Here is a 22,920-nt window from a genome sequence, read left to right as displayed (position 1 = left end):
GACCGCTCATCCGGTCACGGCTGGGCGGGAAGAACCCCCGGGTCGCCGGGCACCGCCGCCGGATCGCCGGCCGGGGCCATGGGGTCGCCCGCCGGGGCCATCGGGTCACCGGCGGGGGCCGCCGGATCACCGGCCGGGGCCGCCGGGTCGGCGCCCGGGGGCGTGCCCGACTCACAGCTGGCCGGAGCCTGCAGGCCGGCGTTGGTGATGAGCGCGCAGGCGAAGGACTTCTGCAGCTTCCACTGTCCGTCCTGCTGGATGAACTGGGCCTGGACGTTGATGTCCTGCTGGCCCTCCTGCGCGATCACGGCGTTGGCGATGAGGGTGCCCGGAATGTCGCCTTCCACCGCGTTGGTGATGGTGACATCCGCGCCCTGCTGCTCCTTGAGCGCGGCGATCTGGTCGAAGAGCTCGGGCGCCTCGGCCCCGCCCTCCACGAGGTTGACCTTCTCCTCGATGGGCACGTTCGGGTCGGAGGCCCGGTCGAGCAGCTCGGTCAGCTCCTCGGCCGTGGGCACGGGGGCCGCGGCCTGCGTGGTCTGCGCAGTCGGCTCCGGTGCGGTCTCGCGCTCGTCTTCCCCACCGCAGGCGGCGAGGCCGCCGAGGGCGAAGGCGGAGAGGGAGACTGCGGCTACGGTCCGTCGAAGACTCACGCGTGGGTCCTTTCGTCGAGGTCTGGGTTCGGGGGCGTCCTGTTATCGGCCCAACTATCGGCCCAACGAGCCCGAGGGTGCCATTGTTCCAGCACCCGCCGCCGGGAGGGTTGACGAAACGCCCGGACGGCACCACTGTGGTGCGGGTGAACAGCGCCGAGACCAGCACCGATACCCGCCGCGTCGTGATCTGCACCACCGGCGGCACGATCACCGCCTCCACCGATCGCGGCGGGGTCGTCTCCGCCGGAGACTCCGGTGCGGCCACGGAGGCGCTGCTCGCCTCCCTCCGCACGGTGCTGCCGGACACGATCCGGGTCTCGGTCCGCGAGGTGCTCGACGCCGACTCCTCGACGTTCGGGCCCGCGGAGTGGGACGCGCTCACCGCCGCCGTCGCCGACGCCCTCGCCGACCCGGGGGTCGCCGGAGTGGTCGTCACCCACGGCACGGACACCCTCGAGGACACCGCCGTGGCACTGGACCTGGTGCACGACGACCCGCGCCCGGTCGCGCTGACCGGCGCCCAGCGCCCGGCCGACCACCCGGAGGCCGACGGCCCCGCCAACCTCCTCGACGCCGTCCTCCTGGCCGCGGACCCGGTCTCGCGGGACCTCGGTGTGCTCGTCGTCCTGGGCCGGGCGATCCTCCAGGCTCGCGGGGTCCGCAAGTGGCACACGACCGACCCCGTGGGCTTTGCCCGCAACGCCCCCGACGTCCCGGTCGAGGGCCTGCCGGCCGGGCTCGAACGGCCCGTCCTGCCCGCCCGGCCCCGGTTCGCCGACATCCGGGTGGACGTGGTGGCCTGCCCGCCCGGCTCCGACGCGACGGCGCTGCGGGCGTGCGTGGCGGCCGGCGCCCGCGGCCTGGTGCTCGAGGGCTCGGGCTCGGGCAACCTGCCGCCGGCGGTCGCCGAGGCAGTAACCGCGCTCGCCACCGACCGCCCGGACGTGGTCGTGGTCGCGAGCAGCCGGGTCCCGCGCGGCGAGGTCACCGCCACCTACGGCGGTCGCGGCGGCGGCGCCGAACTGGCCGCCCGCGGGGTCCTCACCACGGGATACCTGCGCTCCGCGCAGGCGCGGGTCCTGCTGGCCGGGTTGCTCTCGCTCGCCGGGGACTCCACCGACGCCGCCGCCGAGGTGCGACGACAGTGGTCCCGGTTCCACCTCTACGCCTGACGAGGACCGCCCCCTCCCCGGGGCGGCCGGCGGTCACTCCAGCGAGCCAAGCGGGTCCGCCCGCTCGAGCGCCGGGTCGTCCTCGGCGAAGGTCCGCATCCGCCCGGGACCGGTGGTGCGGGTCTCGAAGCGCACCGACACCCGGCCGTGACCACTGCCCTGCACCCAGCCGTGGCCGAACTCCGGGTGGCGCACATCGGCCCCGGTGGGGAACCGCCCCTCCTCGGCCCGCCGCCACGTCCCGATCGCCGGCGGCCCCTCCTCCACGGCCGACTCGCCGGCGGCCTCGTCGTGGGCGTCGGTCGTCACCGTGGTGCCCACGCCCACGATGTCGGGCAGTTCGTCGTCCGCCGCGTCACCGGACTCCGCGGCGGGCCGGGCGTCCGGCACGAACTCCTGCTCGAAGAGCGCGTCCTGGTGCACCTCGACGAGCCCTGAGACACCCACCCCGAGCAACCGGATCGCCCCGAAGTCCACCGGGTCTGGGGCCAGCGAGCGCGCCACGGCGTCGATCGTCTCAAGCGACGTGGTGCCCACCGGGAGCGTCGTGGACCGGGTGCTCACGGAGAAGTCGCTGCGCCGCACCTTGACCGTGACGGTGCGGGCGGCCCGTCCGTCCGCGAGCAGGCGCCGGTGCGCTGCCCCGGCCGCCCGGCGCACCGCTTCCGCGACCTGTCCGGCGGTGGTGAGGTCGGTCGCAAAGGTGCTCTCGGCGCTGATCTGCTTGGCCTCGGCGCGCTCGTGGACCGGCCGGTCGTCGTAACCGCGGGCGATCCGGGCGATGGCCGGGCCGACGGTCCGCCCGAGCGCCTGCGCCACGTCGTCGTCGTCCATCGCCGCCAGGTCTCCGATCGTCACCACCCCGAACTGGGCGAGCCGCTCCCCCGCCACCGGCCCCACCCCCCACAGCTTGCGCACCGGCAGCGGGTCGAGGATCTCGGCGTGGTCGCGCCGGGCGACCACCGCCACCCCGTCCGGCTTGGCCAGGTCGGAGGCGATCTTGGCGTACTGCTTGCCCGCCCCCGCCCCCACCGACGCGGGGAGCCCGGTGGCCTCCCGGACCGCCGCGCGCAGGCGTTCCGCCCACGCGCGCGTGTCCTCCACGGTCGAGCCGCGCAGCTCCGTCGGCTCGAGGAACGCCTCGTCCACGGAGACCTGCTCGACCACCGGCACGTGCGCGCGGAAGACCTCGAAGACGCGGCGGCTCAGGACGCGGTAGACGGACATCCGGTTGGGGAGGACCACCGCGGACGGGCCGACGAGGCGGCGCGCCTGGTGCATGGGCATGGCGGAGTGAACGCCGTGGTCACGGGCCTCGTACGAGCACCCCGCCACCACGCCGCGGCCGCCCACGCCGCCCACGAGTACCGGCCGACCCCGCAGGGTCGGCCGGGTGAGCTGCTCGCAGGACGCGAAGAACGCGTCCATGTCCACGTGCAGGACCCAGCGGTCCTGCCGGACGGTCACGTCGGGCCTCCCGATCAGACCCGGGACAGGGTCATCCGGACGCCCTCGCCCAGGTCCACGGGCGCGCCGTCGGGCCCCGCCTCCGAGTCCAGCGCGTCGACCACGGCGAAGTCGGTGGCCAGCACCTCGCCGGCGACGAGGTGGGCGTGCCGGTCGGCCCACTCGCGCCGCTCCGCCGGCACCTCGAGGCGCACGCGGATGCGGTCTGTGATGTCCAGCCCGGCCGCCCGCCGCGCCTCCTGGATCTCGCGGATGCGGTCCTTGGCCCAACCCTCCGCCTCGAGTTCCTCGGTGACGGTGAGGTCCAGCACCACGAGCCCGGCGCCACCGGGCAGGGCGGCCGTGGACTCAGGGTCGGCGGCCACGAGACGATGCTCGTACTCGCCCGGCTCGAGCTCTATCCCACCGGCGGTCACAACCCCGTCGACCTCCGACCAGTCCCCCGACTTGGCGCCCCTGATGCAGGTCTGGACGTCCTTACCCAGGCGCGGGCCGGCCACGCGGGCGTTGACGGCCAGCTCCATGCGGCCGTGCGCGGCCACGTCGTCGGTGAGCACCACCTCGCGGACGTTGACCTCGTCGGCGATGATCCCGGTGAAGGGCTCGAGCCGGGTGGCGTCCGGCATGGCCACCGTGAGCGAGCTGAGCGGCAGCCGCACGCGCAGGTGCTTGGCCTTGCGGATCGAGGACACGGTCGAGCACACATCACGCACGGCCTCCATCGCCTCGACCAGGCCGGTGTCGTGCGGCAGGTCGGACTCCGCGGGCCAGTCGGTGAGGTGCACCGACTCCTCGCCCGTCAGGCCCGTCCACACGACCTCCGCCATGAGCGGCAGCAGCGGGGCCGCGAGTCGCATGGTGGTCTCGAGCACCGTGTAGAGGGTGTCGAAGGCGTCCTTGGCGTCCTGCCCCGAGGACTCGCCCGCCCAGAACCGCGAGCGGGACCGGCGGACGTACCAGTTGGTCAACGCGTCGGCGAACCGGCGCAGCTCGTCGCAGGCGCCGGCGATGTCGGTGGCGTCCATCGCCGTCGTCATGGCGTCGCGGGTCGAGGCGAGCCGGGCGAGGATGTAGCGGTCCAGGACGTGCTGCGAGTCCGTGCGCCATGTGGCTCGCTCTGCCGCGTAGAGCTGGAAGAAGCTGTAGGCGTTCCACAGTGGGAGCATCGCCTGCCGGACGCCCTCGCGGATCCCCTGCTCGGTCACCACGAGGTTGCCGCCGCGCAGGATGGGCGAGCTCATGAGGAACCAGCGCATGGCGTCCGAGCCGTCGCGGGCGAACACCTCGTTGACGTCCGGGTAGTTGCCCTTGGACTTGCTCATCTTGAGCCCGTCGTTGCCCAGGACGATGCCGTGGGCGGCGACGTGGGTGAAGGCGGGCCGGTCGAACAGCGCGGTGGCCAGCACGTGGAGGGTGTAGAACCAGCCGCGGGTCTGGCCGTTGTACTCCACGATGAAGTCGCCCGGGTTGTGGGTCTCGAACCACTCCTTGTTCTCGAAGGGGTAGTGGACCTGCGCGAACGGCATGGAGCCGGACTCGAACCAGCAGTCGAACACGTCAGCCACGCGCCGCATCGTGGACTTACCGGTCGGGTCGTCCGGGTTGGGCCGGGTGAGCTCGTCGATGTACGGGCGGTGCAGGTCGGTGGGCCGCACACCGAAGTCGCGCTCGAGCTCGTCGAGCGAGCCGTACACGTCGACGCGAGGGTAGGTGGGGTCGTCGGACTCCCACACCGGGATCGGGGCGCCCCAGTAGCGGTTGCGGTTGATGTTCCAGTCGCGGGCGCCCTCGAGCCACTTGCCGAACTGCCCGTCGCGGACGTGCTCGGGCATCCACGTGATCTGCTCGTGGTTGAGCTCCACCATGCGGTCCCGGAACGCCGTGACCTTGACGAACCAGGCCGGCAGCGCCATGTAGATGAGCGGCTGACCGGAACGCCACGAGTGCGGGTACGAGTGCTCGATGGTCTCGTGCCGGATGAGCCGCCCGGCCGAGCGCAGATCGCGGGAGATGGGGGCGTTGGCGTCAAAGACGAGCTGGCCGGCGTACGGCGGAACCTCGGAGGTGAACTTTCCGTCCGGGCCCACGGGGATCACGAGCTCGATACCCGCGGCGTCGCAGGCGTCCTTGTCCTCCTCGCCGAAGGCGGGCGCGAGGTGGACCACGCCGGTGCCGGACTCGGTGGTGACGTAGTCGGCGGAGAGCACCACGTGCGCGTTCGGGTGACCGGCGAAGAAGTCGAAGGGCGGCGTGTAGCGCAGGCCCACGAGCTCGGTGCCCTTGAGCGTGGCGATCACCTCGGCGTCGTCCCCGAACTCGGTGGCGTACACGCCCCGCCGGGCCTCGGCCAGGACGAAGGTCCGGCCGGCGAGGTCGCCGGAACGCACGCGGACCACCGTGTAGTCGATCTCGGGGTGGACGGCGGCCGCGAGGTTGGACGGCAGGGTCCACGGCGTGGTCGTCCACACCAGGGCCTCGGCGCCGTGTAGCGGGCTCGACTGCGGGGCCTCGAGCGGGAGCCCCACGGTCACGGCCGGGTCCTGACGCATCTTGTACGCGTCGTCGAGGCGGGTCTCCTGATTGGACAGCGGCGTCTGCTCGTACCAGGAGTACGGCAGGACGCGGAAGCCCTTGTAGACCAGGCCCTTGTCGTAGAGCTCCTTGAAGGCCCACAGGACGGACTCGGTGAAGTCGATGTCGAGGGTCTTGTAGTCGTTCTCGAAGTCCACCCAGCGGGCCTGGCGGTGGACGTACCGCTCCCACTCGTCGGTGTACCTGAGCACCGACGTCTCGCAGGCGTTGTTGAACTCCGCGAGCCCCATGTCGAGGATCTGGGACTTCTCGGTGATCCCCAACTGCTTCTCGGCCTCGAGCTCGGCGGGCAGCCCGTGGCAGTCCCAGCCGAAGCGCCGCTCCACCTTGTAGCCACGCATCGTGCGGTAGCGCGGGACCACGTCCTTGACGTAGCCGGTGAGCAGGTGCCCGTAGTGCGGCAGGCCGTTGGCGAAGGGCGGGCCGTCGTAGAAGACGTACTCCTCGGCGTCCACGCGGTTGCGGATGGACTCGCGGAACGTGTCGCGCTCGTCCCAGCGGGCGAGGACCTTCTCTTCGAGGGCCGGGAACGACGGCGAGGCGATGGTCCCGTCGGTGAGGTCGAGGCGCGGGTACGCGCCGCCGGTACGGTTTTCGGCGGTGGGCTCGGTGCTCATGTGTGGCGGACTCCTCGCGGGTGCGGGCCCCGCGGGGCGTGGCGTCCGCGGGGCCTGGTGTGGCCTGCTCTCGGGGACGATCCGGCCGCGCTCCTCGCGCGTGCCGTCCGCGGTACCACCCCGTTTGGCGCCGGCGTACGGCGCCCACTCGTGGGTCGGGGCGCCTTCGCGCTCCCGGGGTTCGGTTCTACTGAGCGGGCCCGCCTCCGGCCGCGGCCCGCCGTTCTTCCGAGCGCTCCCCGGTGATGGCCGGATCTCTGCGCATCCGGCGCGTGGCCGGACGGCTCCCGATCCTACCCGCCCGTCCGGGCGTCCGCCCCATCCGGATTCCCGGAGGGGGTCGCGCCGGGGTCACCGCCGGCCTCGTCGTGGCCGCTGCGGCCACGGATGAGGTCGACGACGAGGAGGAGCAGCCCCAGCGCGCCCACGCCGATGCACGCCCACGCCCAGAGGATCTGGCCGGTGGCCACCGCGGCCACGAGGAAGGCGAACCCGAGCATCGTCAGGCCGAGTGCGGCGACGAGCATCGGTGACCTCCTGGCGTTCTCTGCGACAGTGTCCGCGACCGTGGCGCGGTTCCCGCCCCCGAATATACGTCGGTCCCCACACCCGTGACGGGCGCGGGGACCGACGGACGACCCGTGGGCGAGCTACTCGGAGCGGTCGCCGCCCTTCGCGGGGCCCTGATCGGGGGCGCCGGCGTTCTCGGCCGGGGCGGCGGGGGCCGCCGAGCCGGACCTGCCGAGCTCCTGCAGCTGGTTCTCGAGGTAGCTGGTGAGCCGGCTGCGGTAGTCCTTCTCGAAGGTACGGAGCTGGTCGATCCGGCCCTCGAGCACGCCACGCTGCTGGTTGATGGTGGCCATGATCTCTGTGTGCTTGCGCTCGGCGTCGGCCTGCAGCGCGTCGGCCTTGGACTGCGCCTCCTTGACCTGCTGGTCCGAGCGGGCCTGGGCGTCGCTGACGATGGAGTCGGACTTGGTCTTGGCCTCGCCGAGGATCCGGTCGGCCTCCTTGCGGGCCTCCCCGACCATCTTCTCGGACTCGGAGCGGGCGTCGCCGACGAGCTTGTCCGACTCGCCGCGGGCCTTGGTCATGAGCTCGTCGGACTCCTTCTTGGCCTCGCCGGTGAGGCGGTCCGCCATCTCCTGCGCCATCGCGAGGACGCGGGCGGCACGGAGATGGGTCTCCTCGTTGGCCGCGCCGTCGTCGCTCTTGGCGAGCGAGGGGGTCGCGGCGGCCGCCGCGACGGGCGCCGCGGCCTGGGCGGCGGGCTGCTGCTTCTTGCCCTCGCCGGAGTCGTCGGCAGCCGATGCCTTGTCGCTCTTGCCGCCGGACTTGCGCGCCTTCTCGAGGTCGCGCGTCAGCTCCTCGACCCGCTGGCGCAGATCCTCGTTGTCGGCGACCAGCGTGCCGAGCTCGTCCTCGACGAGGTCGAGGAACTGGTCCACCTCGTCCTCGTTGTAGCCGCGCTTGCCGATCGGCGGCTTGGAGAACGCGACATTGTGCACATCGGCTGGAGTCAACGGCATGGGATACCCCTCGTGGTCGTCTCGGGTGCCGGCCCGACGTTCACACGACGGACCCACGTCATCATTACTACCTTAACGGCGGTCAATCTAGTCACAATCGGCCCGCGAGTCACCCGCAGACCCGTCCCACGCGTCAGACCGTCTGCGCCATGAGCATGCTCAGGACCATCTGGAGCACGATGATGATGACGAAGAGCACCAACACCGACAGGTCGAGCGAGATCTGGCCCATCCGCACGGGCTTGATCACTGTGCGCAGGGCCTTGACCGGCGGATCGGTGATCACGAAGATCCACTCGAGCACCACCGCGACCGCGCCCCTCGGACTCCAGCCGCGCGAGAACGACGCGATCATCTCGACGACGATCCGGGCCAACAGGAGGAACCAGAAGATCTGGGTGAGAATGTAGAGAACAACCAAGAATTCGCGCACGCGTCAACCCTAACCGTCCGCGGCCGGCGGGCGCGGACGGCGTCGTCGGAGGTGGTCCGTCAGCGCCGGAAGGCGCCGTTGACAGCCTCGCGAACCTCGGCCTCGGTGAGGTCCATACCGACCGGCTGGAGCAGGAAGGTGCGTTCGCGGTCGGCGACCTTCTCCATGCGGCCGTCGAGGCCAAACACGAGGCCGGCAGCGAAGTCCACCATGCGGCGGGCGTCATCGCGGGCCATCGAGGACAGGTCCAGGACCACGGCGCGCCCCTCGCGGAAGTGCTCGCCGAGGCTCTTGCCGTCGCCGAAGCCGCGGGGGCGCTCGACCACGGTCTCCGGCACGGTGACCAGCCCGTCCTCGACGAAGTCCTCCTCGGGGGCGAGGGCGACGGCGCCGTGGGTGTGGGCGGAGCCGCGGGAGACGCCGCGGAGCGAGGCGCGGGCGCCGGCCTCGGCGGCATGGTAGCGGCGGGGGCGCGGGGCGGGTTCGTCGATCGCGTCGCGGTAGCGGCGCCCCGCGTGGAGGTCGTCCGCGGCGTCGAGCTCGGCGCCGCGGGTACGGGGGGCCTCGTCGGCGTAGCGGTCGGCGGCGTAGCCGTAGTCCTCGCGCCGGTCGCGGGCTGCGGCGCGGGGAGCGAGGTCCAGGTCGTCGGCGCCGCGCAGGCGTGCGTCGCGGACGTCGTGGTGCACGGGCCGGTCGTAGTCGTCGAGGTACTCGTCCTCGTACGCCGCGACGGGCGCCATGCCGAAGTACTCCTTGAACCGGGCGATTGCGTTCATCGGGAGGGGACCTTCCTGGTGCTGGGTCGTCGCGGTCAGCTCGTCACGGGGTCGGTCCCCCGTGATCATGGCCTTCAACCTACTGGTCGCGGGCCGAGGATCGCCGTACCGACACGCACGCACGTCGATCCCGCGGCGACGGCGGCCTCGAGGTCGCCGGACATCCCGGCGGAGAAGGCGTCGGCGTCGGGATGGTCGCGGCGCAGCCGGTCCGCGACGGCGGCGGCGTCGGCGAAGTGGGCGGCTGGATCCCCCTCCAGCGGGGGCACCACCATGAGCCCGGCCAGGCGGAGGTGGTCGAGACCGGCGACGTGGTCGGCGAGAGCCGCCAGGTCGTCGCGGGCGACGCCGCCGCGGGTGGTGTCGCCGTCGAGGCTGAGCTGGAGCAGGACCGGCAGGGCCCCTACGCCGTCGCGCTCCCCGGCGGCCCGGGCGCGGCCGCGCTCGAGACCGCCTGCCACCTTGACCGAGTCCACCGAGTGGACGCGGTCGGCCCAACCGGCCACGGCGGCGGCCTTGTTGGACTGGATGTGGCCGATCATGTTCCACCGCACCCGCGCGGCGAGGTCCGGGTGCCCCTCCGCCAGGTCGGCGACCTTGGCGGACGCCTCCTGCACCCGATTCTCCCCGAGGTCGGCGACGCCCAGCGCGGCGAGGCGCGCGACGTCGGCGACGGGGTGGAACTTGGAGACGACGACGAGGTCGACCACGTCGGTCCGCCCGGCCGCCGCGAGGGCTGCCGACAGGCGGTCGCGGGTTTCGGCCAACCGCGCGGCGATCTCGGCGCCGCGAGGGTCGTCCGTCAGGTCGGTTCCGGTCACTGCTGCCTCCAGATGACGCTCGCCTGGCGGCCGGTGCGTCCCTGCCGCCGGTAGGAGAAGAGGGTGTCGTCGGCAATGGTGCACCGCGGGTCGGCGGACACGCGGGACACGCCCAGTCCGGCGAGCTGGCGGGTGAGGCCGGCCCGGATGTCCACGCCGGCGGTGCCGGCGACGGTCGAGGTGCGGCTGCCGGGAAGGGCGGCCTCGACCTCCGCGGCCAGGTCCTCGGGGAGCTCGTAGTGCCGACCGTCGGCAGCGGGCCCGAGTAGGACGGTGATCCGGTCCGGGAGGGCCCCGAGCGAGCCCATCGCCCCGATGAGCGCGGGGACGATCCCGGCGGCCGCCCCCACCCGGCCGGCGTGGGCGGCGCCGATGACACCGGCCTCCTCGTCGGCGGCGAGGACCGGGACGCAGTCGGCCGTGAGGACGGCGAGCGCGAGCCCCGGGCGGTCGGTGACGAGGCCGTCCGTAGCCGGCACTGCGCCACCGGTGGGCCCGTGAACGCGGGCGATCCGGGTGCCGTGCACCTGGTCCATCCACACGACGTTCCCGGGGGGCAGGCCGAGGTGCCCGGCGAGGCGCCGTCGGTTGGCGGCGACCGCCGCGGGGTCGTCCCCCACGTGATCGCCGAGGTTGAAGGAGTCGAACTCGCCCGCGGACGCGCCGCCGCGCCGGTCGGTGACCACGCGGCGGACGCGCCCGGTGGCAGGTGGCGTCACCGCGGGATCAGTGCCGCATGAACGGCGGGACGTCGATGTCGTCGTCCTCGTCGCGGCGGCGCGAGGGCGAGGCCGGCGCGGCCGCGGGTGCCTCCTCGCGGCGGCGGCCGTCGAGCGGCGTGGATCCGAGGCCCGGCGCGGACTCGCCCTCGCCGGTGGCGCCGGGGACCGCGTCGTCGTCGAGGTGGTGGCGGCCGCGGCGCGACGGGGCGTCCCCGCGCGCGGTGACCGGCCGCGAGCCGCCCTCGAAGCCGGCGGCGATGACGGTCACACGGACCTCGTCGCCGAGCGAGTCGTCGACCACGGTGCCGAAGATGATGTTGGCGTCCGGGTGCGCCTCCTCCTGCACGAGCGAAGCGGCCTCGTTGATCTCGAACAGACCCAGGTCGGAGCCGCCGGCGATGGACATGAGCACGCCCTTGGCGCCCTCCATGGTGGTCTCGAGCAGAGGCGAGTTGATGGCGGCCTCCGCGGCCTTGAACGACCGGTTGTCCCCGCGGGCCGAGCCGATGCCCATGAGCGCGCTGCCCGCGCCGGACATGACGCCCTTGACGTCGGCGAAGTCCACGTTGATGACGCCGGGGGTGGTGATGAGGTCGGTGATGCCCTGCACGCCGTTGAGGAGCACCTCGTCCGCGGTCTTGAACGCCTCCATCATGGACACGCCCGCGTCGCCGAGCTGGAGCAGCCGGTCGTTGGGGATCACGATGAGTGTGTCGCAGGCCTCGCGCAGCGCGTCGATGCCGGCATCGGCCTGGCCGCCGCGGCGCTTGCCCTCGAAGGAGAAGGGCCGGGTGACGACGCCCACGGTGAGTGCGCCGAGCTTGCGGGCGATGGCGGCCACGACGGGCGCGCCACCGGTGCCGGTGCCGCCGCCCTCGCCAGCGGTGACGAAGACCATGTCGGCCCCCTTGAGGACCTCCTCGATCTCGTCCTTGTGATCCTCGGCGGCCTTGCGGCCGACCTCCGGGTCGGCGCCGGCGCCGAGACCGCGGGTGAGCTCGCGGCCCACGTCGAGCTTGACGTCCGCGTCCGACATGAGCAGGGCCTGGGCGTCGGTGTTCACCGCGATGAACTCGACGCCCTTGAGGCCCTCGTCGATCATCCTGTTGACGGCGTTGACGCCGCCGCCGCCGATCCCGACGACCTTGATGACTGCGAGGTAGTTGTGCGGTGAGCTCATCGAGGCCCGGCCTTCCTGTGGGGGTGTCGTGCTCGGTTGCGTGCTGACTCGACGAAACCCTCCACCGGTGAAGTCTCACCCTCTAGTTGAGGGTTAAACTTGCTGGTCAGAGGCCTTTTCCGCCGTCGAGGGACACGGTAGGGGCACGGGCCCCGTGCGTCCACGAGGCTCGCGGGCGTGTCGGGTCGCGAACGCGTCTACCGGGAGGCCGGCAGCGCCGGGTTGGACACGTTCCAGACCTCGCCCGGCCTGTCGAGCACCATCTGCAGGGCGACGGCCTTCTCGTGGTCGCGGCCGGCGGCCCCCCACTCGATCCGTCGGCCGTCTGCCAGGACGAGCACGATCGACGCGCGGGTCTCGACCTCGGCGGCGGTGATGTCGAGACCGGCGGTGCCCCGGGCCTCGTCGAAGACGGTCGCCAGGTCGCGGACCACGGCGGGCAGGTCGGCGCGCGCCGACTCCCCCACCGTGAGCGTCGGCGTCCCGGGCGGGGCCTCGCCCTGCCCGAAGTCCACGCCGTCCGCGTCGACCAGGTGCGGGGCGCCGTCGACGTCCACCACGACGAGCGCCGTGCGCTCCACCAGGTCGATCCGCAGCGAAGAGGGGTAGTCGCGCCGGACCGTCACCTCGTCGACTCGCGGTAGCCCCGCGACCCGGCGGGCCACTGTGTGCGTGTCCACCTGCAGCAGTGGGGTCCCCGTGGCGACGGCCGCACGCTCCGTCACCTGCTCGACGGGGATCGTCTCCGCGCCGTGCACCTGGACCGACCGCACCGACAGCAGGGGCAGGAAGTACAGCGCCACATAGCCCACGAGGACGGCGGCCAGCGCCAGGCCCAGGCCGAGGTAGATGCGGTTGGTGCGGCGACGGCGTCGACGCAGGCGCGCACGGACCGCCGGGTCGGCGTGGCGGACACGCTCGTCCGAGCGCTCCACCGAGGCGGCGGCGGCCCTGCGGTCCGGGTCGTCCGAGATCGTGGCGGGTTCGTCACTGTGGTCGGTCACCGTCACGCCCTCCCGGCGACCCCGTCGAGGATCCGCGGGCCGAGTGTCGTGACGTCACCGGCGCCGAGGGTGAACACGACGTCCCCGGGCCGGACCAGCCCGACCACCGCGGCCAGTGCGGCGTCCAGGTCCGGGACGTGGTGCACGTCGACGGTGACGTGGCGGGCCACGAGTCCGCCGTCGACGCCGGGCTCGGGCTGCTCGCGCGCCCCGTAGACGTCCAGCACCACGACCTCGTCGGCGAGCGAGAGCGCCGCGCCGAACTCGGCCGCGAAGATCCGGGTGCGCGAGTACAAGTGCGGCTGGAACACCGCCACCAGGCGCCCGGGCCCCGCCGCCGTGACCACGTCGCGCGCCGCCGAGAGCACCGCCGTCACCTCGGTGGGGTGGTGCGCGTAGTCGTCGTAGACCTGCACCCGGCCGCCGTCGAGCGCTGCGGAGCCCTTGGGCTCGAAGCGCCGTCCCACCCCGCCGAATCCGGCGAGCCCGGCGAGCAACCCGTCGGTGTCCACGCCGATCTCTCGGGCCGCGAGCAGGGCGGCCAGCGCGTTGAGGGCCATGTGCTCGCCCGGGGCGCCCACGTGGATCCGGCCGACGGGGGCGCCGTCGAGGACGAGCGAGGCGTCGGTGCCGTCACCGTCGACCGTCAGGTCCGCCAACTCGGCCGCAGCGGGCAGCCCCGACTCGGGGCCGCCGGCGGTGCGGTAGCCCACGACGCGCACCCCGGCGGCCGCGGCGCGGCGCGCGCGCTCGGCGGACCCCGGGTCGTCGAGGCAGGCCACGAGCGCGCCGGAGGCCGGGATCCGGGCAAGGAAGGTGTCGAAGACCTCGTAGTAGGCCTCGGCGGTGCCGAAGTGGTCCAGGTGGTCGGGCTCGGCGTTGGTGAGGATCACGACGTCCGGCTCGTAGTGCACGAGCGAGCCGTCGGACTCGTCGGCCTCGGCAACGAATACAGGGTCCGCCCCACCCCGGGCGTTGGTCCCGAACTGCAGGACGGTTCCGCCCACGGCGAACGACGGGTCCCGGCCCGCGGCGAGCATCCCGGCGATGAGCATCGACGTGGTGGAGGTCTTGCCGTGGGTGCCGCACACCATGATCGAGCGGCCGGCGCGCGCGAGGTGGCCGAGGACCTGCGAGCGGGTGACCACCGGGATCCCGGCGTCCCGCGCCGCGGCGAGCTCGGGGTTGTCGGCGGGGATCGCCGCCTTGGACACCACGACGACCTCCGGCGGGGCGCCGAGCACGCCGAGCGCGGCGGCGTCGTGGCCCACGCGGACGGCAGCGCCGCGGGCGGCGAGCGCGCGCAGGTCGTCGGAGTCGCGGGCGTCGCTGCCGGAGACCGCCACCCCGTGGTCGAGGAGGATCCGCGCGACGCCGGACATGCCGGCACCGCCGATCCCGATCATATGGACGCGGCTCAGGGTGTCGGGCACCCCGGTCGTCGTGCCTGGGTTCTCCGTCACCGGCGGGCCTTCCCGGCGGCGTCGAGCGCGACCCGCGCCACGATCTCCGCCGCGTCTCGCGAGCCGCCGCGCACCGCGGCGGCGGACATGGCGTCCAGGCGGTCCCGGTCGAGGACCAGCGGCAGGACGGTCGAGCGCAGGAACTCCGGCCCGAGGTCGGCGTCGTCGACGAGCAGTGCCGCGCCGCCCGCCACGAGGTCCCCGGCGTTGAGCGCCTGCTCACCGTTGCCGTGCGGCAACGGCACGAACACCGCCGGCAGCCCCACGGCCGAGACCTCGGCGACGGTGATCGCACCGGAGCGGCACAGGATGAGGTCGGCGGCCGCGTAGGCCAGGTCCATGCGGTCCACGTAGGACACGGTCACGTACGCCGGGCCGGGACCCTCGACGCGGGGCGCGGAGTCGACGTTCTTGGGCCCCACGGCGTGCAGGACGCCCACCCCGGCCCGCGGGAACTCCTCCGCGACGCCGGCCATCGCCGTGTTGAGCGAGCGCGCGCCCTGCGAGCCACCCACGACGAGCAGGGTCGGGGCGTCGGGATCGAGCCCGAAGAACCGCCGGGCCTCCGCGCGCAGCGCGGTCCGGTCCAGACCGGAGACCGACCGCTTGACCGGGTTGCCGACGACGCGCGCGTCCAGGCCGGACCCCCGGACCGCGGCGAGGGTGGCCACGGCCAGGCGGGCGCCGAGCTTGTTGGCCAGGCCGGCGCGGGCGTTGGCCTCGTGGACCACGATCGGCACGCGGGGGCGGGTGGTCGCGGCGGCGAGATACACCGGCACGCAGGCGTAGCCGCCGAAGCCCACCACCACGTCGGCGTCGGTCCGGCGCAGCACGGCACGGGCCCCGCGGACCGCCCGGGCGAGCCGCACCGGAAGCCGGAGCAGGTCGGCACCGGGCTTCCTCGGCAGCGGGACGGGGTCCACCAGCTCGAGCGGCACGCCCCGCCGCGGGACGAGGTCGGTCTCGAGGCCGCGGGGCGTGCCCACCGCGGTGACGCGGGCGGCCGGGTCGATTGCGGTGATGGCCTCCGCCACGGCGAGGGCGGGCTCGATGTGTCCGGCGGTGCCGCCGCCCACCACGAGGACGGAGGGTCCGCCGGTGTGGGCCGGGGTCATCGCTCGCGCCCCCGGTGGATGGGGCTCGGCGACTGGCGGGCCCCGCCGTCGGCGGACGGGCGCCGCGGGCGGCCCGCCGCCTGGGCGTCGCGGGCGCGGCCGCGTACGGGGCGGGCCGTGCGACCGGTCATGGCCGTGGCGCCGCGACGTCGGTCGCGGTCGGCGTCCGCCGGGATCGGCATCGACTCGTACGCCGGTCCGCTCGGGGCGCCGCGGCCGGGCCGGGGCGTCGGGGCAGGCTGGGCCGTCCGCCGGGGCGCGGCGGACGGGCGACCGCGGCCGGGCTGCTGCGGCGAGCGGGTGACCGGCTCGCCGTAGCGGCGGGCGCCCTCACTGGACCGGCCGGGGGCGGCCGCGGCGGGGACCGGCCGCTCCGGCGTGTACGGCCGGGGGGCGGGCAACGAGAACCAGCGGCGGCGGCGCGCCGGCGAGCTGAGGATCGCCGAGATGGCCTCGGGCTCGTGGCGCGCGCAGTTGGCGAGCAGCCCCAACGAGGTGAGGGTGACGACGGCGGAGGTGCCGCCGTTGGAGATGAGCGGGAGCTGGAGGCCGGTCACCGGCAGCAGCCCTACGACGTAGCCGATGTTGATGAACGCCTGGAGCACGATCGCGGTGGTGATGGTGCCGGCGAGCAGGCGACGGAACGGGTCCACCGAGCGGAGCGCGATCCGCATCCCCGCCCAGCCCAGGGCCACGTAGAGGGCGACGACGACCGCGGCGCCGAACCACCCCAGCTCCTCGCCGATGATCGCGAAGATGAAGTCGTTGGTGGCCTCGGGCAGGTAGAACCACTTGGCGCTCGACTGGCCGAGGCCCACGCCGAAGAGTCCGCCGTCGGCCAGGGAGAGCATGCCCTGATACGACTGGTACGCCGACCCCTGGGGGTTGGAGAAGTCTCCGACGAACGTGCTCGTGAACGTGCGGATACGCTCGAAGCGGTAGGCGAACGCAGCGGCGAAGACGCCGAACACGATGGCGCCGAAGCCCAGGACGTAGAGGAAGTGCCGGCCCGGGTACCCGGCGAACCACAGGGCGGCGAGCAAGACGACGGTTGTGGCGGTGGCCATGCCGAGGTCCGGGGCGACGACGATGAGTCCGGCGACCACCGCCCAGCCGAGGATCGCGGGGAAGAGCATGTCCAGCCAGTAGCCACTGCGCACGCGGCGAGCGATGACCGAGCAGGCCCAGACGAGAAACGCGAACTTGGCGATCTCGGCGGGCTGGATGTGGAACAGGCCGAGGTTGATCCACCCGCGCGAGCCGTTGACCTCCATGCCGACGCCCGGGATGAGCACCGCGCCGAGCAGGGCGATGCCGGCGAGCAACAGAGGGAACGCCATCGCGCGGACAACCTCGATCCGCACGCGCAGGGCCGCGTAGAAGCCCACCCAACCGATCGCGACGAACATCGCCTGGCGCAGGAAGATGTCGAAAGGGGTGCCGCCGCCCGAGAAGGCCAGAACGTTGGAGCTGGAGAGCACCATGCCGAGCCCGATCACCGTGAGCAGGCACGTGATCACCATGACCACGTGGTACGAGGTGAGCGGGGCGCGGTTGATCGCCGCCAGGGGCGCGGCGATGCGGCCGAGCAGGTCGGGCCGCCCCTCCGCGCCGCGGCCGGATCCCTCGTCGGCAGCGGCGGCGGACGCTCCGGCCCGCCGTACGGGTTCCCTGAGTGTCATTCCTACCTCCCCGCCACGCGACCCACGGCGAGGACGAAGCTGCGCCCGCGGTGGCCGTAGTCGGTGAACATGTCCATCGACGCGGCCGCGGGGGCGAGCAGCACGGTGTCGCCACCGGTGGCCATCCGCGCGGCCTCGGCGACCGCACGGTCCATCGTGTGCTGCGGCTCGTCGGGAGCCGCGGCCCCGTCATCGTCTCCCGAGGGCAGCTCCACGACGGGCACCGTCGGCGCGTGTCGGGCCAATGCCTCCGCGATCCGCCCCCGGTCACGGCCCAGGAGCACGACCCCGCGGAGCACGTCGGCGACCTCGGCGACCAGCGGCTCCACGTCCGCGCCCTTGAGCAGCCCGCCGGCGATCCACACCATCGGGCCGCCGGCCAGCAGCGACGTGCGGGCGGCGTGCGGGTTGGTGGCCTTGGAGTCGTCCACGTAGCGCACGCCGTCGACCGTGTCGACGTGCTCGGCGCGGTGCTCGCCCACAGTGAAGTCGCGCAGCGCGGCGGCCACGTGCTCCGGGCGGGCGCCCACGGCCGCGGCCACCGCAGCGGCGGCCAGCGCATCGAGGATCCCGGCCGGGCCCGGCGGACGAACGTCCGCCGCGGGCAGCAGCGCGGCCTCGTCGTCGTCACCGCCGCCCGACGCGCCGCGCACGGTGAGCACCCCCCCGGACACCCCGTACTCCCCGGGCCCGGGCTCCCCCAGCCGCACGCCGACGTGGGTGGGCGCCGGGGCCGCGGCGAGCAGCCGGGCCGCCCGCGGGTCGTCCACCCCGGCCACCGCGACGCGGCCGGTGAGGACCTGCGCCTTGGCCGCGGCGTAGGACTCCATCGACCCGTGCCAGTCCAGGTGGTCCTCGGCCACGTTGAGCACCACGCCCACGTCGGGCCGGCAGCTCGGCGCCCAGTGGAGCTGGAAGCTCGACAGTTCGGCCGCAAGGACGTCCACCCGCGGCTCGGCGAGCAGCACCTCGGTCACCGGCAGCCCGATGTTGCCGCAGGCGCTGACCGCCAGCCCCGCCTCGAGGCAGATCGCCTCGAGCATCGAGGTGGTGGTGGTCTTGCCGTTGGTTCCGGTGACGGCGAGCCAGGTGCGACGCGGGCCGAAGAGCTCGGCGGCGTCCGCGCGCCACGCCAGCTCGACGTCGCCCCACACGTCGATCCCCGCCTCCGCGGCCGCCACGAGCAGCGGCGAGTCCGGCCGCCAGCCGGGACTCGTCACCACGAGGTCCACCTCGCCGTGGGCGACGAGCTGCGCCGCCCGATCGAGGTCCGCGCCGCCGCAGGCGACGCCGCCCGGGAGCGCGGCGCGGAGCCGTTCCAGCGCCTCGGGTCGGGAGTCCGCCACGACGGGCTCGGCGCCCAGGGCGCCGAGCATCCGGACGGCGCCCGGGCCGGACACCCCAGCGCCCAGGACGAGGACCCGCGTGCCCGCGAGCGCGCGGACGTCGGTCCCCCGGGCCCCGGTGGTCAGCCACGTCATGCCGGTCATCCCGTCGAGTTGGCGAGCCAGTCGCCGTAGAACAGGGCGATGGACAGGCCGCAGGAGATTGCGCAGATGAGCCAGAAGCGGATGGTCACCGTGGTCTCCTTCCACCCACCGTTCTCGAAGTGGTGGTGGATCGGCGTCATCCGGAACGGCCGCCGGCCGGTGGTCCGGAACGCGACGACCTGGATGACCACCGAGACGAACTCGATGATGAACAGGGCACCCACGACCACCATGAGCAGCTCGGTGTGCGAGACCACCGACACGCCGGCTACGAGACCGCCGAGGAACATCGAGCCGGTGTCGCCCATGAAGATCTTGGCGGGCGCGGCGTTCCACCAGAGGAAGCCCAGGCAGGCGCCCAGCGCGGCCGAGCAGAGCACCGCGATGTCCAGCGGGTCGCGCACCTGGTAGCAACCGGACAGGTCCACCTCCGTGTTGCTGGAGAAGCACGAATACCGGAACTGCCAGAAGCTGAAGATGACGTAGGTACCCATCACCATGGCCACGGAGCCGGCGGCCAGGCCGTCCAGCCCGTCCGTGAAGTTGACGGCGTTGGACCAGACAAAGACGAGGGCGACGATGAAGATCAGGAAGACCACGACCGGGAAGGTCACCGCGACGAAATCGCGGATGTAGCTCAGCGAGGTGCTCGCCGGCGTGATCCCGTCGGAGTTACGGAAGCCCAGGATGAGCACGGCAAAGGCGAGTGCGGCGGCCACCTGGCCGACGGTCTTGGAGACGATGCCCAGACCCTTGTTGTGGCGCTTGAACACCTTGAGACCGTCGTCGACGGTGCCCACCACGGCGAGCCCGGTGGCCAGCCCGAGCACGAGCAGGCCGGAGGCGGTGAACCCGCCGCCGCCCACCGTGAACTGGCCGACCAGCCCGGCCGCGATGTAGGCCAGCCACACCGCCACCACCATCGCGAGCCCGCCCATCGTCGGGGTGCCGGACTTGCTCAGGTGGGACTTGGGGCCCTCGATCCGGATCTCCTGACCGAACCCGCGGCGCCGGAAGTACAGGATCAGGACGGGCGTGAGGAAGATGCTCACGACGAACGCCACGACTCCCGCGACGATGATCTGGGTCACTTGCTGTTCTCCTCACCACGCGCCTCGAGCAGGTGCTCGGCGACGCTCCACAATCCCACGGCCTGCGAGGCCTTGACCAGCACGAGGTCCCCGGGTTGCACCCGTTCGTCGAGGAGGGCGACGGCCTCGTCGACGTCCGCGACGTGGTCGGCCTCGCTGCCCCACGACCCCTCCTGGATCGCGCCCTGGAACAGCGCGCGCTGCGGGCGGCCGTGCCCCACCACCACGAGCTGCGAGATGTCCAGGCGCACCAGGAAGCGGCCGACGAGGTCGTGCTCGATCACCGCGTCCTCCCCCAGCTCCGCCATCTCGCCGAGCACGGCCCAGGTGCGGCGGTGTCCCCCGCCCGCGCGCGCCATGAGCGCGAGCGACTTGAGCGCGGCCCGCATCGAGTCGGGGTTGGCATTGTACGAGTCGTTGATCACCGTGACGCCGTCGGCGGTCACGCGCACGTCCATGCGGCGCTGGGAGGCGGCGGTGGCCGTGCCCAGCGCGGCCGCGACGGCCGCCACGTCCATGCCGCAGGCGAGGCCGACGGCCGCCGCGGACAAGGCGTTGCCCACCTGGTGTTCGCCGTGGACGCGCAGAGCGACGTCGGCCCCGCCCTCCGGGGTCACGAGCCGGAAATGGGCGCGGGCCCGGTCGTCGAGCGTCACGGACTCGGCGCGCACCTCGGCCGATCCCCCCACCCCGACGCTCACCACGCGGGCCGCGGTGCGGTCCGCCATGGCCTGGACCCGGTCGTCGTCGCGGGTGAGGACGGCCACGCCGCCCTCGGAGGCCGGCGGCAGGGCCTCGACGAGCTCGCCCTTGGTGGCGGCGATGACGTCGCGTGAGCCGAACTCTCCGAGGTGCGCGGTCCCCACGTTGAGCACCACCCCGATGCGGGGCGGGGCGATCCGGGCGAGGTCGGCGATATTGCCGGGCGCGCGGGCGCTCATCTCCAGGACGAGGAAGTCGGTGGACTCGTCGGCGCGCAGCGCGGTCCAGGGGTGGCCGATCTCGTTGTTGAACGACCCGGGAGGCGCCACGACGGTGCCGGCGGCCGAGAGCACGGCGCCGATGAGGTCCTTGGTGCTGGTCTTGCCGGAGGAGCCGGTCACCCCCACCACGACGAGCCCGTGCTCGGCGACAAGGCGGTCAACGCTCGCCCGCGCCAGCGCGCCGAGGGCGGCGAGCACCGCGGCGCCCGAGCCGTCGGCGTCGGCGGCCAGGGCCATGGCGTTGGTCTCGCGCCGGTCCACGGGCGGCACGACGATCTGCGCGCCATCGGCGCCGTCCACCGGCCGGGCCACGAGGGCGGCGGCCGCGCCGGCCGCGAGGGCACCGGCAACGAAGTCGTGGCCGTCGACCCGCTCGCCGGGCAGCGCGAGGAAGAGGCCGCCGGGGCCGACGCGGCGGGAGTCGAACTCGACGGTGCCCGTCACCACAGTGCCGGGGGCGCCGCCGTGCAGGCGGCCGCCGACGATGTCGGCGATCTCGCCGAGCGTGAGGTCGATCATGGGTGGGAGTCCTCCGTCTCGCCGTCCGTGTGGGTGTCGACGCGGAGCCGGTCGATCTCCTCCGCCGCGCAGACGCGGTCGTCGAAGGGGTGGACCGTGCCGGCCACCTCCTGCCCGGTTTCGTGGCCCTTGCCCGCCACCACGACCACGTCCCCGGACCGCGCCCAGGCGACGGCGGCCGCGATCGCGGCGCGGCGGTCGCCGATCTCCACGACGCGCGTGCCGGGGCCCGCGGCGCCCTCCGCCCCGGCCCGGACCTCGGCACGGATCGCCGCCGGGTCCTCGCTGCGCGGGTTGTCGTCGGTCACCACCACGAGGTCGGCCACCTCCGCGGCCGCGGTGCCCATGAGGCGTCGCTTGCCGGGGTCCCGGTCGCCGCCCGCGCCGAGCACCACGGCGACGCGGCCGTCGGCCTGGGCGCGCACGGACCGGAGCACCGCCGACACCGCGCCCGGCTTGTGGGCGTAGTCGACGAGCACCCGGAAATCCTGGCCGTGGTCGATCGGCTCGAGGCGGCCGGGGACCCGGGCGTCCGCCATCCCGGCAGCGGCGTCGCGCACATCCAGCCCGAGCGCGTCGACGATCGCCAGGGCCACGAGCGCGTTGGCCACGTTGAACCGCCCGAGGATCGGCAGCCGGACCTCCACCGTGACGCCCCGCGGCCCCCACGCGGCGAAGGTCTGGGTGCCGTCCGTGGAGGTGAGGGACTCGCCGGCGGTCCAGTCCGCGTCCCCCTGCGGGTCCGCGGAGACGGTGACGGCGTCGGGCCTGCGCGCGGCGACCCGGCGGCCCCACTCGTCATCGACCACCACGACCGCCTTCTCGGCGGGCCGGACCACCGAGCCCGGGTCGGCGTCCGCGGAGAACAGGCGGCACTTGGCGCGGAAGTAGTCCTCCATGTCCGGGTGGAAGTCCAGGTGGTCCTGGCTGAGGTTGAGGAAGGCGCCGACGGCGAAGCGGGTGCCGTCCACCCGTCCCAGCCGCAGGGCGTGGCTGGAGACCTCGGCGGCCACCGCCCGGGCGCCCGCGTCGCGCATCCGGGCCAGCAGCGCCTGGAATTCCGGGGCCTCCGGTGTGGTGAGCCGGCTCGGCAACACACGGCCGGCCACCCGGCTCCCCGTGGTGCCGATGAGCCCGGCGACGGGCCCGCACGCCTCGATCGCCGCCTCGAGCAGGTAGGAGGTGGTGGTCTTGCCCGACGTTCCGGTGATGCCCACCACGTCGAGACGCTCCGAGGGGTCGCCGGCGACGGCCGCGGAGAGTGCCCCGAGGACCGCCCGCGGACGGTCGTGGACGAGCACCGCCACGTGAGAGGCCACCTCGCCCATCGCGTCGAGCCCGGCGGGATCGGTGAGCACGGCCACGGCCCCGGCGGCGACGGCGTCGCCCGCGTAGGCGGCGCCGTGGGCGCGGGCGCCCGGGAGCGCGGCGAACAGGTCGCCGGGGCCGGCGTCCTGCGCGCGGATCGTGGCACCCGTCACGGTCAGCCGGGCGGATCCGGGGTCGCCGAGGAGGTCCGCGCCGACCGTCTCGGCCAGCTGCTTCGCCGTCGTCATCTCGTCGCCCGCCTCCCTCGTCCTGCCGTCTCGACCCTCCTGTGAACCCGCT

19 protein-coding genes are annotated in these 22,920 nt (G+C 73.8%); 1 reads left to right on the top strand and 18 read right to left on the bottom strand.

Annotated features, from left to right (window positions below):
* Positions 1-14: 14 nt before the first annotated feature.
* A complete protein-coding gene (locus ACH0BZ_RS08510) occupies positions 15-653 on the bottom strand; it encodes a hypothetical protein (protein WP_406897696.1) in 639 nt (212 codons plus the stop codon).
* A gap of 146 nt (positions 654-799) precedes the next feature.
* Between ACH0BZ_RS08510 and ACH0BZ_RS08505 the strand changes: the two genes are divergently transcribed.
* On the top strand, positions 800-1,828 hold the full coding sequence (locus ACH0BZ_RS08505) for an asparaginase (RefSeq protein WP_406897695.1): 1,029 nt from the start codon (positions 800-802) through the stop codon (positions 1,826-1,828).
* A gap of 33 nt (positions 1,829-1,861) precedes the next feature.
* Here the strand turns inward: ACH0BZ_RS08505 and ACH0BZ_RS08500 are convergent, their stop codons facing one another.
* From ACH0BZ_RS08500 to ACH0BZ_RS08420, 17 genes are all read right to left on the bottom strand, one after another.
* Complete coding sequence (locus ACH0BZ_RS08500) at positions 1,862-3,295, bottom strand: DNA polymerase IV (protein WP_406897694.1); 1,434 nt, start codon at positions 3,293-3,295, stop codon at positions 1,862-1,864.
* Between the two features lie 14 nt (positions 3,296-3,309).
* A complete protein-coding gene (ileS, locus tag ACH0BZ_RS08495) occupies positions 3,310-6,504 on the bottom strand; it encodes an isoleucine--tRNA ligase (protein WP_406897693.1) in 3,195 nt (1,064 codons plus the stop codon).
* Between the two features lie 293 nt (positions 6,505-6,797).
* Positions 6,798-7,031 carry a hypothetical protein gene (locus ACH0BZ_RS08490; RefSeq protein ID WP_406897692.1) on the bottom strand — a complete coding sequence of 78 codons (234 nt, stop codon included), beginning with the start codon at positions 7,029-7,031 and terminating at the stop codon, positions 6,798-6,800.
* Positions 7,032-7,154: 123 nt separating this feature from the next.
* Positions 7,155-8,033 carry a DivIVA domain-containing protein gene (locus ACH0BZ_RS08485; RefSeq protein ID WP_406897691.1) on the bottom strand — a complete coding sequence of 293 codons (879 nt, stop codon included), beginning with the start codon at positions 8,031-8,033 and terminating at the stop codon, positions 7,155-7,157.
* 133 nt (positions 8,034-8,166) lie between these two features.
* A complete protein-coding gene (locus ACH0BZ_RS08480) occupies positions 8,167-8,466 on the bottom strand; it encodes a YggT family protein (RefSeq protein WP_406897690.1) in 300 nt (99 codons plus the stop codon).
* Between the two features lie 59 nt (positions 8,467-8,525).
* Positions 8,526-9,242, bottom strand: a complete 717-nt coding sequence (locus ACH0BZ_RS08475; protein ID WP_406897689.1) for a cell division protein SepF — start codon at positions 9,240-9,242, stop codon at positions 8,526-8,528.
* 74 nt (positions 9,243-9,316) lie between these two features.
* Positions 9,317-10,063: a YggS family pyridoxal phosphate-dependent enzyme gene (locus ACH0BZ_RS08470; protein ID WP_406897688.1), complete on the bottom strand. Its 747-nt coding sequence runs from the start codon at positions 10,061-10,063 to the stop codon at positions 9,317-9,319.
* Complete coding sequence (gene pgeF / locus ACH0BZ_RS08465) at positions 10,060-10,782, bottom strand: peptidoglycan editing factor PgeF (protein ID WP_406897686.1); 723 nt, start codon at positions 10,780-10,782, stop codon at positions 10,060-10,062. The genes ACH0BZ_RS08470 and pgeF overlap by 4 nt, the downstream gene beginning before the upstream one ends.
* Positions 10,783-10,789: 7 nt before the next feature.
* On the bottom strand, positions 10,790-11,965 hold the full coding sequence (gene ftsZ, locus ACH0BZ_RS08460; protein WP_406897684.1) for a cell division protein FtsZ: 1,176 nt from the start codon (positions 11,963-11,965) through the stop codon (positions 10,790-10,792).
* A gap of 197 nt (positions 11,966-12,162) precedes the next feature.
* Complete coding sequence (locus ACH0BZ_RS08455) at positions 12,163-12,969, bottom strand: cell division protein FtsQ/DivIB (RefSeq protein WP_406897683.1); 807 nt, start codon at positions 12,967-12,969, stop codon at positions 12,163-12,165.
* A gap of 2 nt (positions 12,970-12,971) precedes the next feature.
* Positions 12,972-14,375, bottom strand: coding sequence for a UDP-N-acetylmuramate--L-alanine ligase (gene murC, locus ACH0BZ_RS08450; protein WP_406897730.1), 1,404 nt, complete (start codon positions 14,373-14,375; stop codon positions 12,972-12,974).
* Between the two features lie 53 nt (positions 14,376-14,428).
* Positions 14,429-15,547, bottom strand: a complete 1,119-nt coding sequence (gene murG, locus ACH0BZ_RS08445; RefSeq protein ID WP_406897681.1) for an undecaprenyldiphospho-muramoylpentapeptide beta-N-acetylglucosaminyltransferase — start codon at positions 15,545-15,547, stop codon at positions 14,429-14,431.
* Positions 15,544-17,229 carry a putative lipid II flippase FtsW gene (ftsW, locus tag ACH0BZ_RS08440; protein ID WP_406897680.1) on the bottom strand — a complete coding sequence of 562 codons (1,686 nt, stop codon included), beginning with the start codon at positions 17,227-17,229 and terminating at the stop codon, positions 15,544-15,546. Before ftsW ends, murG begins: the two co-directional genes overlap by 4 nt.
* 2 nt (positions 17,230-17,231) lie before the next feature.
* Entirely contained in the window at positions 17,232-18,710 is a 1,479-nt protein-coding gene (gene murD, locus ACH0BZ_RS08435; RefSeq protein WP_406897679.1) for a UDP-N-acetylmuramoyl-L-alanine--D-glutamate ligase, read from the bottom strand.
* Positions 18,711-18,715: 5 nt separating this feature from the next.
* A complete protein-coding gene (mraY, locus tag ACH0BZ_RS08430; protein WP_406897678.1) occupies positions 18,716-19,810 on the bottom strand; it encodes a phospho-N-acetylmuramoyl-pentapeptide-transferase in 1,095 nt (364 codons plus the stop codon).
* Positions 19,807-21,312 (bottom strand): UDP-N-acetylmuramoyl-tripeptide--D-alanyl-D-alanine ligase, encoded by a 1,506-nt coding sequence (gene murF, locus ACH0BZ_RS08425; RefSeq protein WP_406897676.1) that lies wholly within the window; start codon positions 21,310-21,312, stop codon positions 19,807-19,809. Before murF ends, mraY begins: the two co-directional genes overlap by 4 nt.
* On the bottom strand, positions 21,309-22,868 hold the full coding sequence (locus ACH0BZ_RS08420; protein ID WP_406897674.1) for a UDP-N-acetylmuramoyl-L-alanyl-D-glutamate--2,6-diaminopimelate ligase: 1,560 nt from the start codon (positions 22,866-22,868) through the stop codon (positions 21,309-21,311). Before ACH0BZ_RS08420 ends, murF begins: the two co-directional genes overlap by 4 nt.
* Positions 22,869-22,920: the final 52 nt, after the last annotated feature.

It is taken from the genome of Dietzia sp. 179-F 9C3 NHS (assembly GCF_045369825.1).
In the GTDB taxonomy this organism is placed as follows: Bacteria; Actinomycetota; Actinomycetes; order Mycobacteriales; family Mycobacteriaceae; genus Dietzia.
This window is presented reverse-complemented; position numbering and strand designations above follow the sequence as displayed.

Excerpts from the sequence above, each read along its gene's own strand:
- ileS (WP_406897693.1), bottom strand. The coding sequence starts at position 6,504 with ATGAGCACCGAGCCCACCGCCGAAAACCGTACCGGCGGCGCGTACCCG.
- ACH0BZ_RS08490 (WP_406897692.1), bottom strand. The coding sequence starts at position 7,031 with ATGCTCGTCGCCGCACTCGGCCTGACGATGCTCGGGTTCGCCTTCCTC.
- ACH0BZ_RS08485 (WP_406897691.1), bottom strand. The coding sequence starts at position 8,033 with ATGCCGTTGACTCCAGCCGATGTGCACAATGTCGCGTTCTCCAAGCCG.
- ACH0BZ_RS08475 (WP_406897689.1), bottom strand. The coding sequence starts at position 9,242 with ATGAACGCAATCGCCCGGTTCAAGGAGTACTTCGGCATGGCGCCCGTC.
- ftsZ (WP_406897684.1), bottom strand. The coding sequence starts at position 11,965 with ATGAGCTCACCGCACAACTACCTCGCAGTCATCAAGGTCGTCGGGATC.
- murC (WP_406897730.1), bottom strand. The coding sequence starts at position 14,375 with ATGATCGGGATCGGCGGTGCCGGCATGTCCGGCGTCGCGCGGATCCTC.
- murG (WP_406897681.1), bottom strand. The coding sequence starts at position 15,547 with ATGACCCCGGCCCACACCGGCGGACCCTCCGTCCTCGTGGTGGGCGGC.
- ftsW (WP_406897680.1), bottom strand. The coding sequence starts at position 17,229 with ATGACACTCAGGGAACCCGTACGGCGGGCCGGAGCGTCCGCCGCCGCT.
- murD (WP_406897679.1), bottom strand. The coding sequence starts at position 18,710 with ATGACGTGGCTGACCACCGGGGCCCGGGGGACCGACGTCCGCGCGCTC.
- murF (WP_406897676.1), bottom strand. The coding sequence starts at position 21,312 with ATGATCGACCTCACGCTCGGCGAGATCGCCGACATCGTCGGCGGCCGC.
- ACH0BZ_RS08420 (WP_406897674.1), bottom strand. The coding sequence starts at position 22,868 with ATGACGACGGCGAAGCAGCTGGCCGAGACGGTCGGCGCGGACCTCCTC.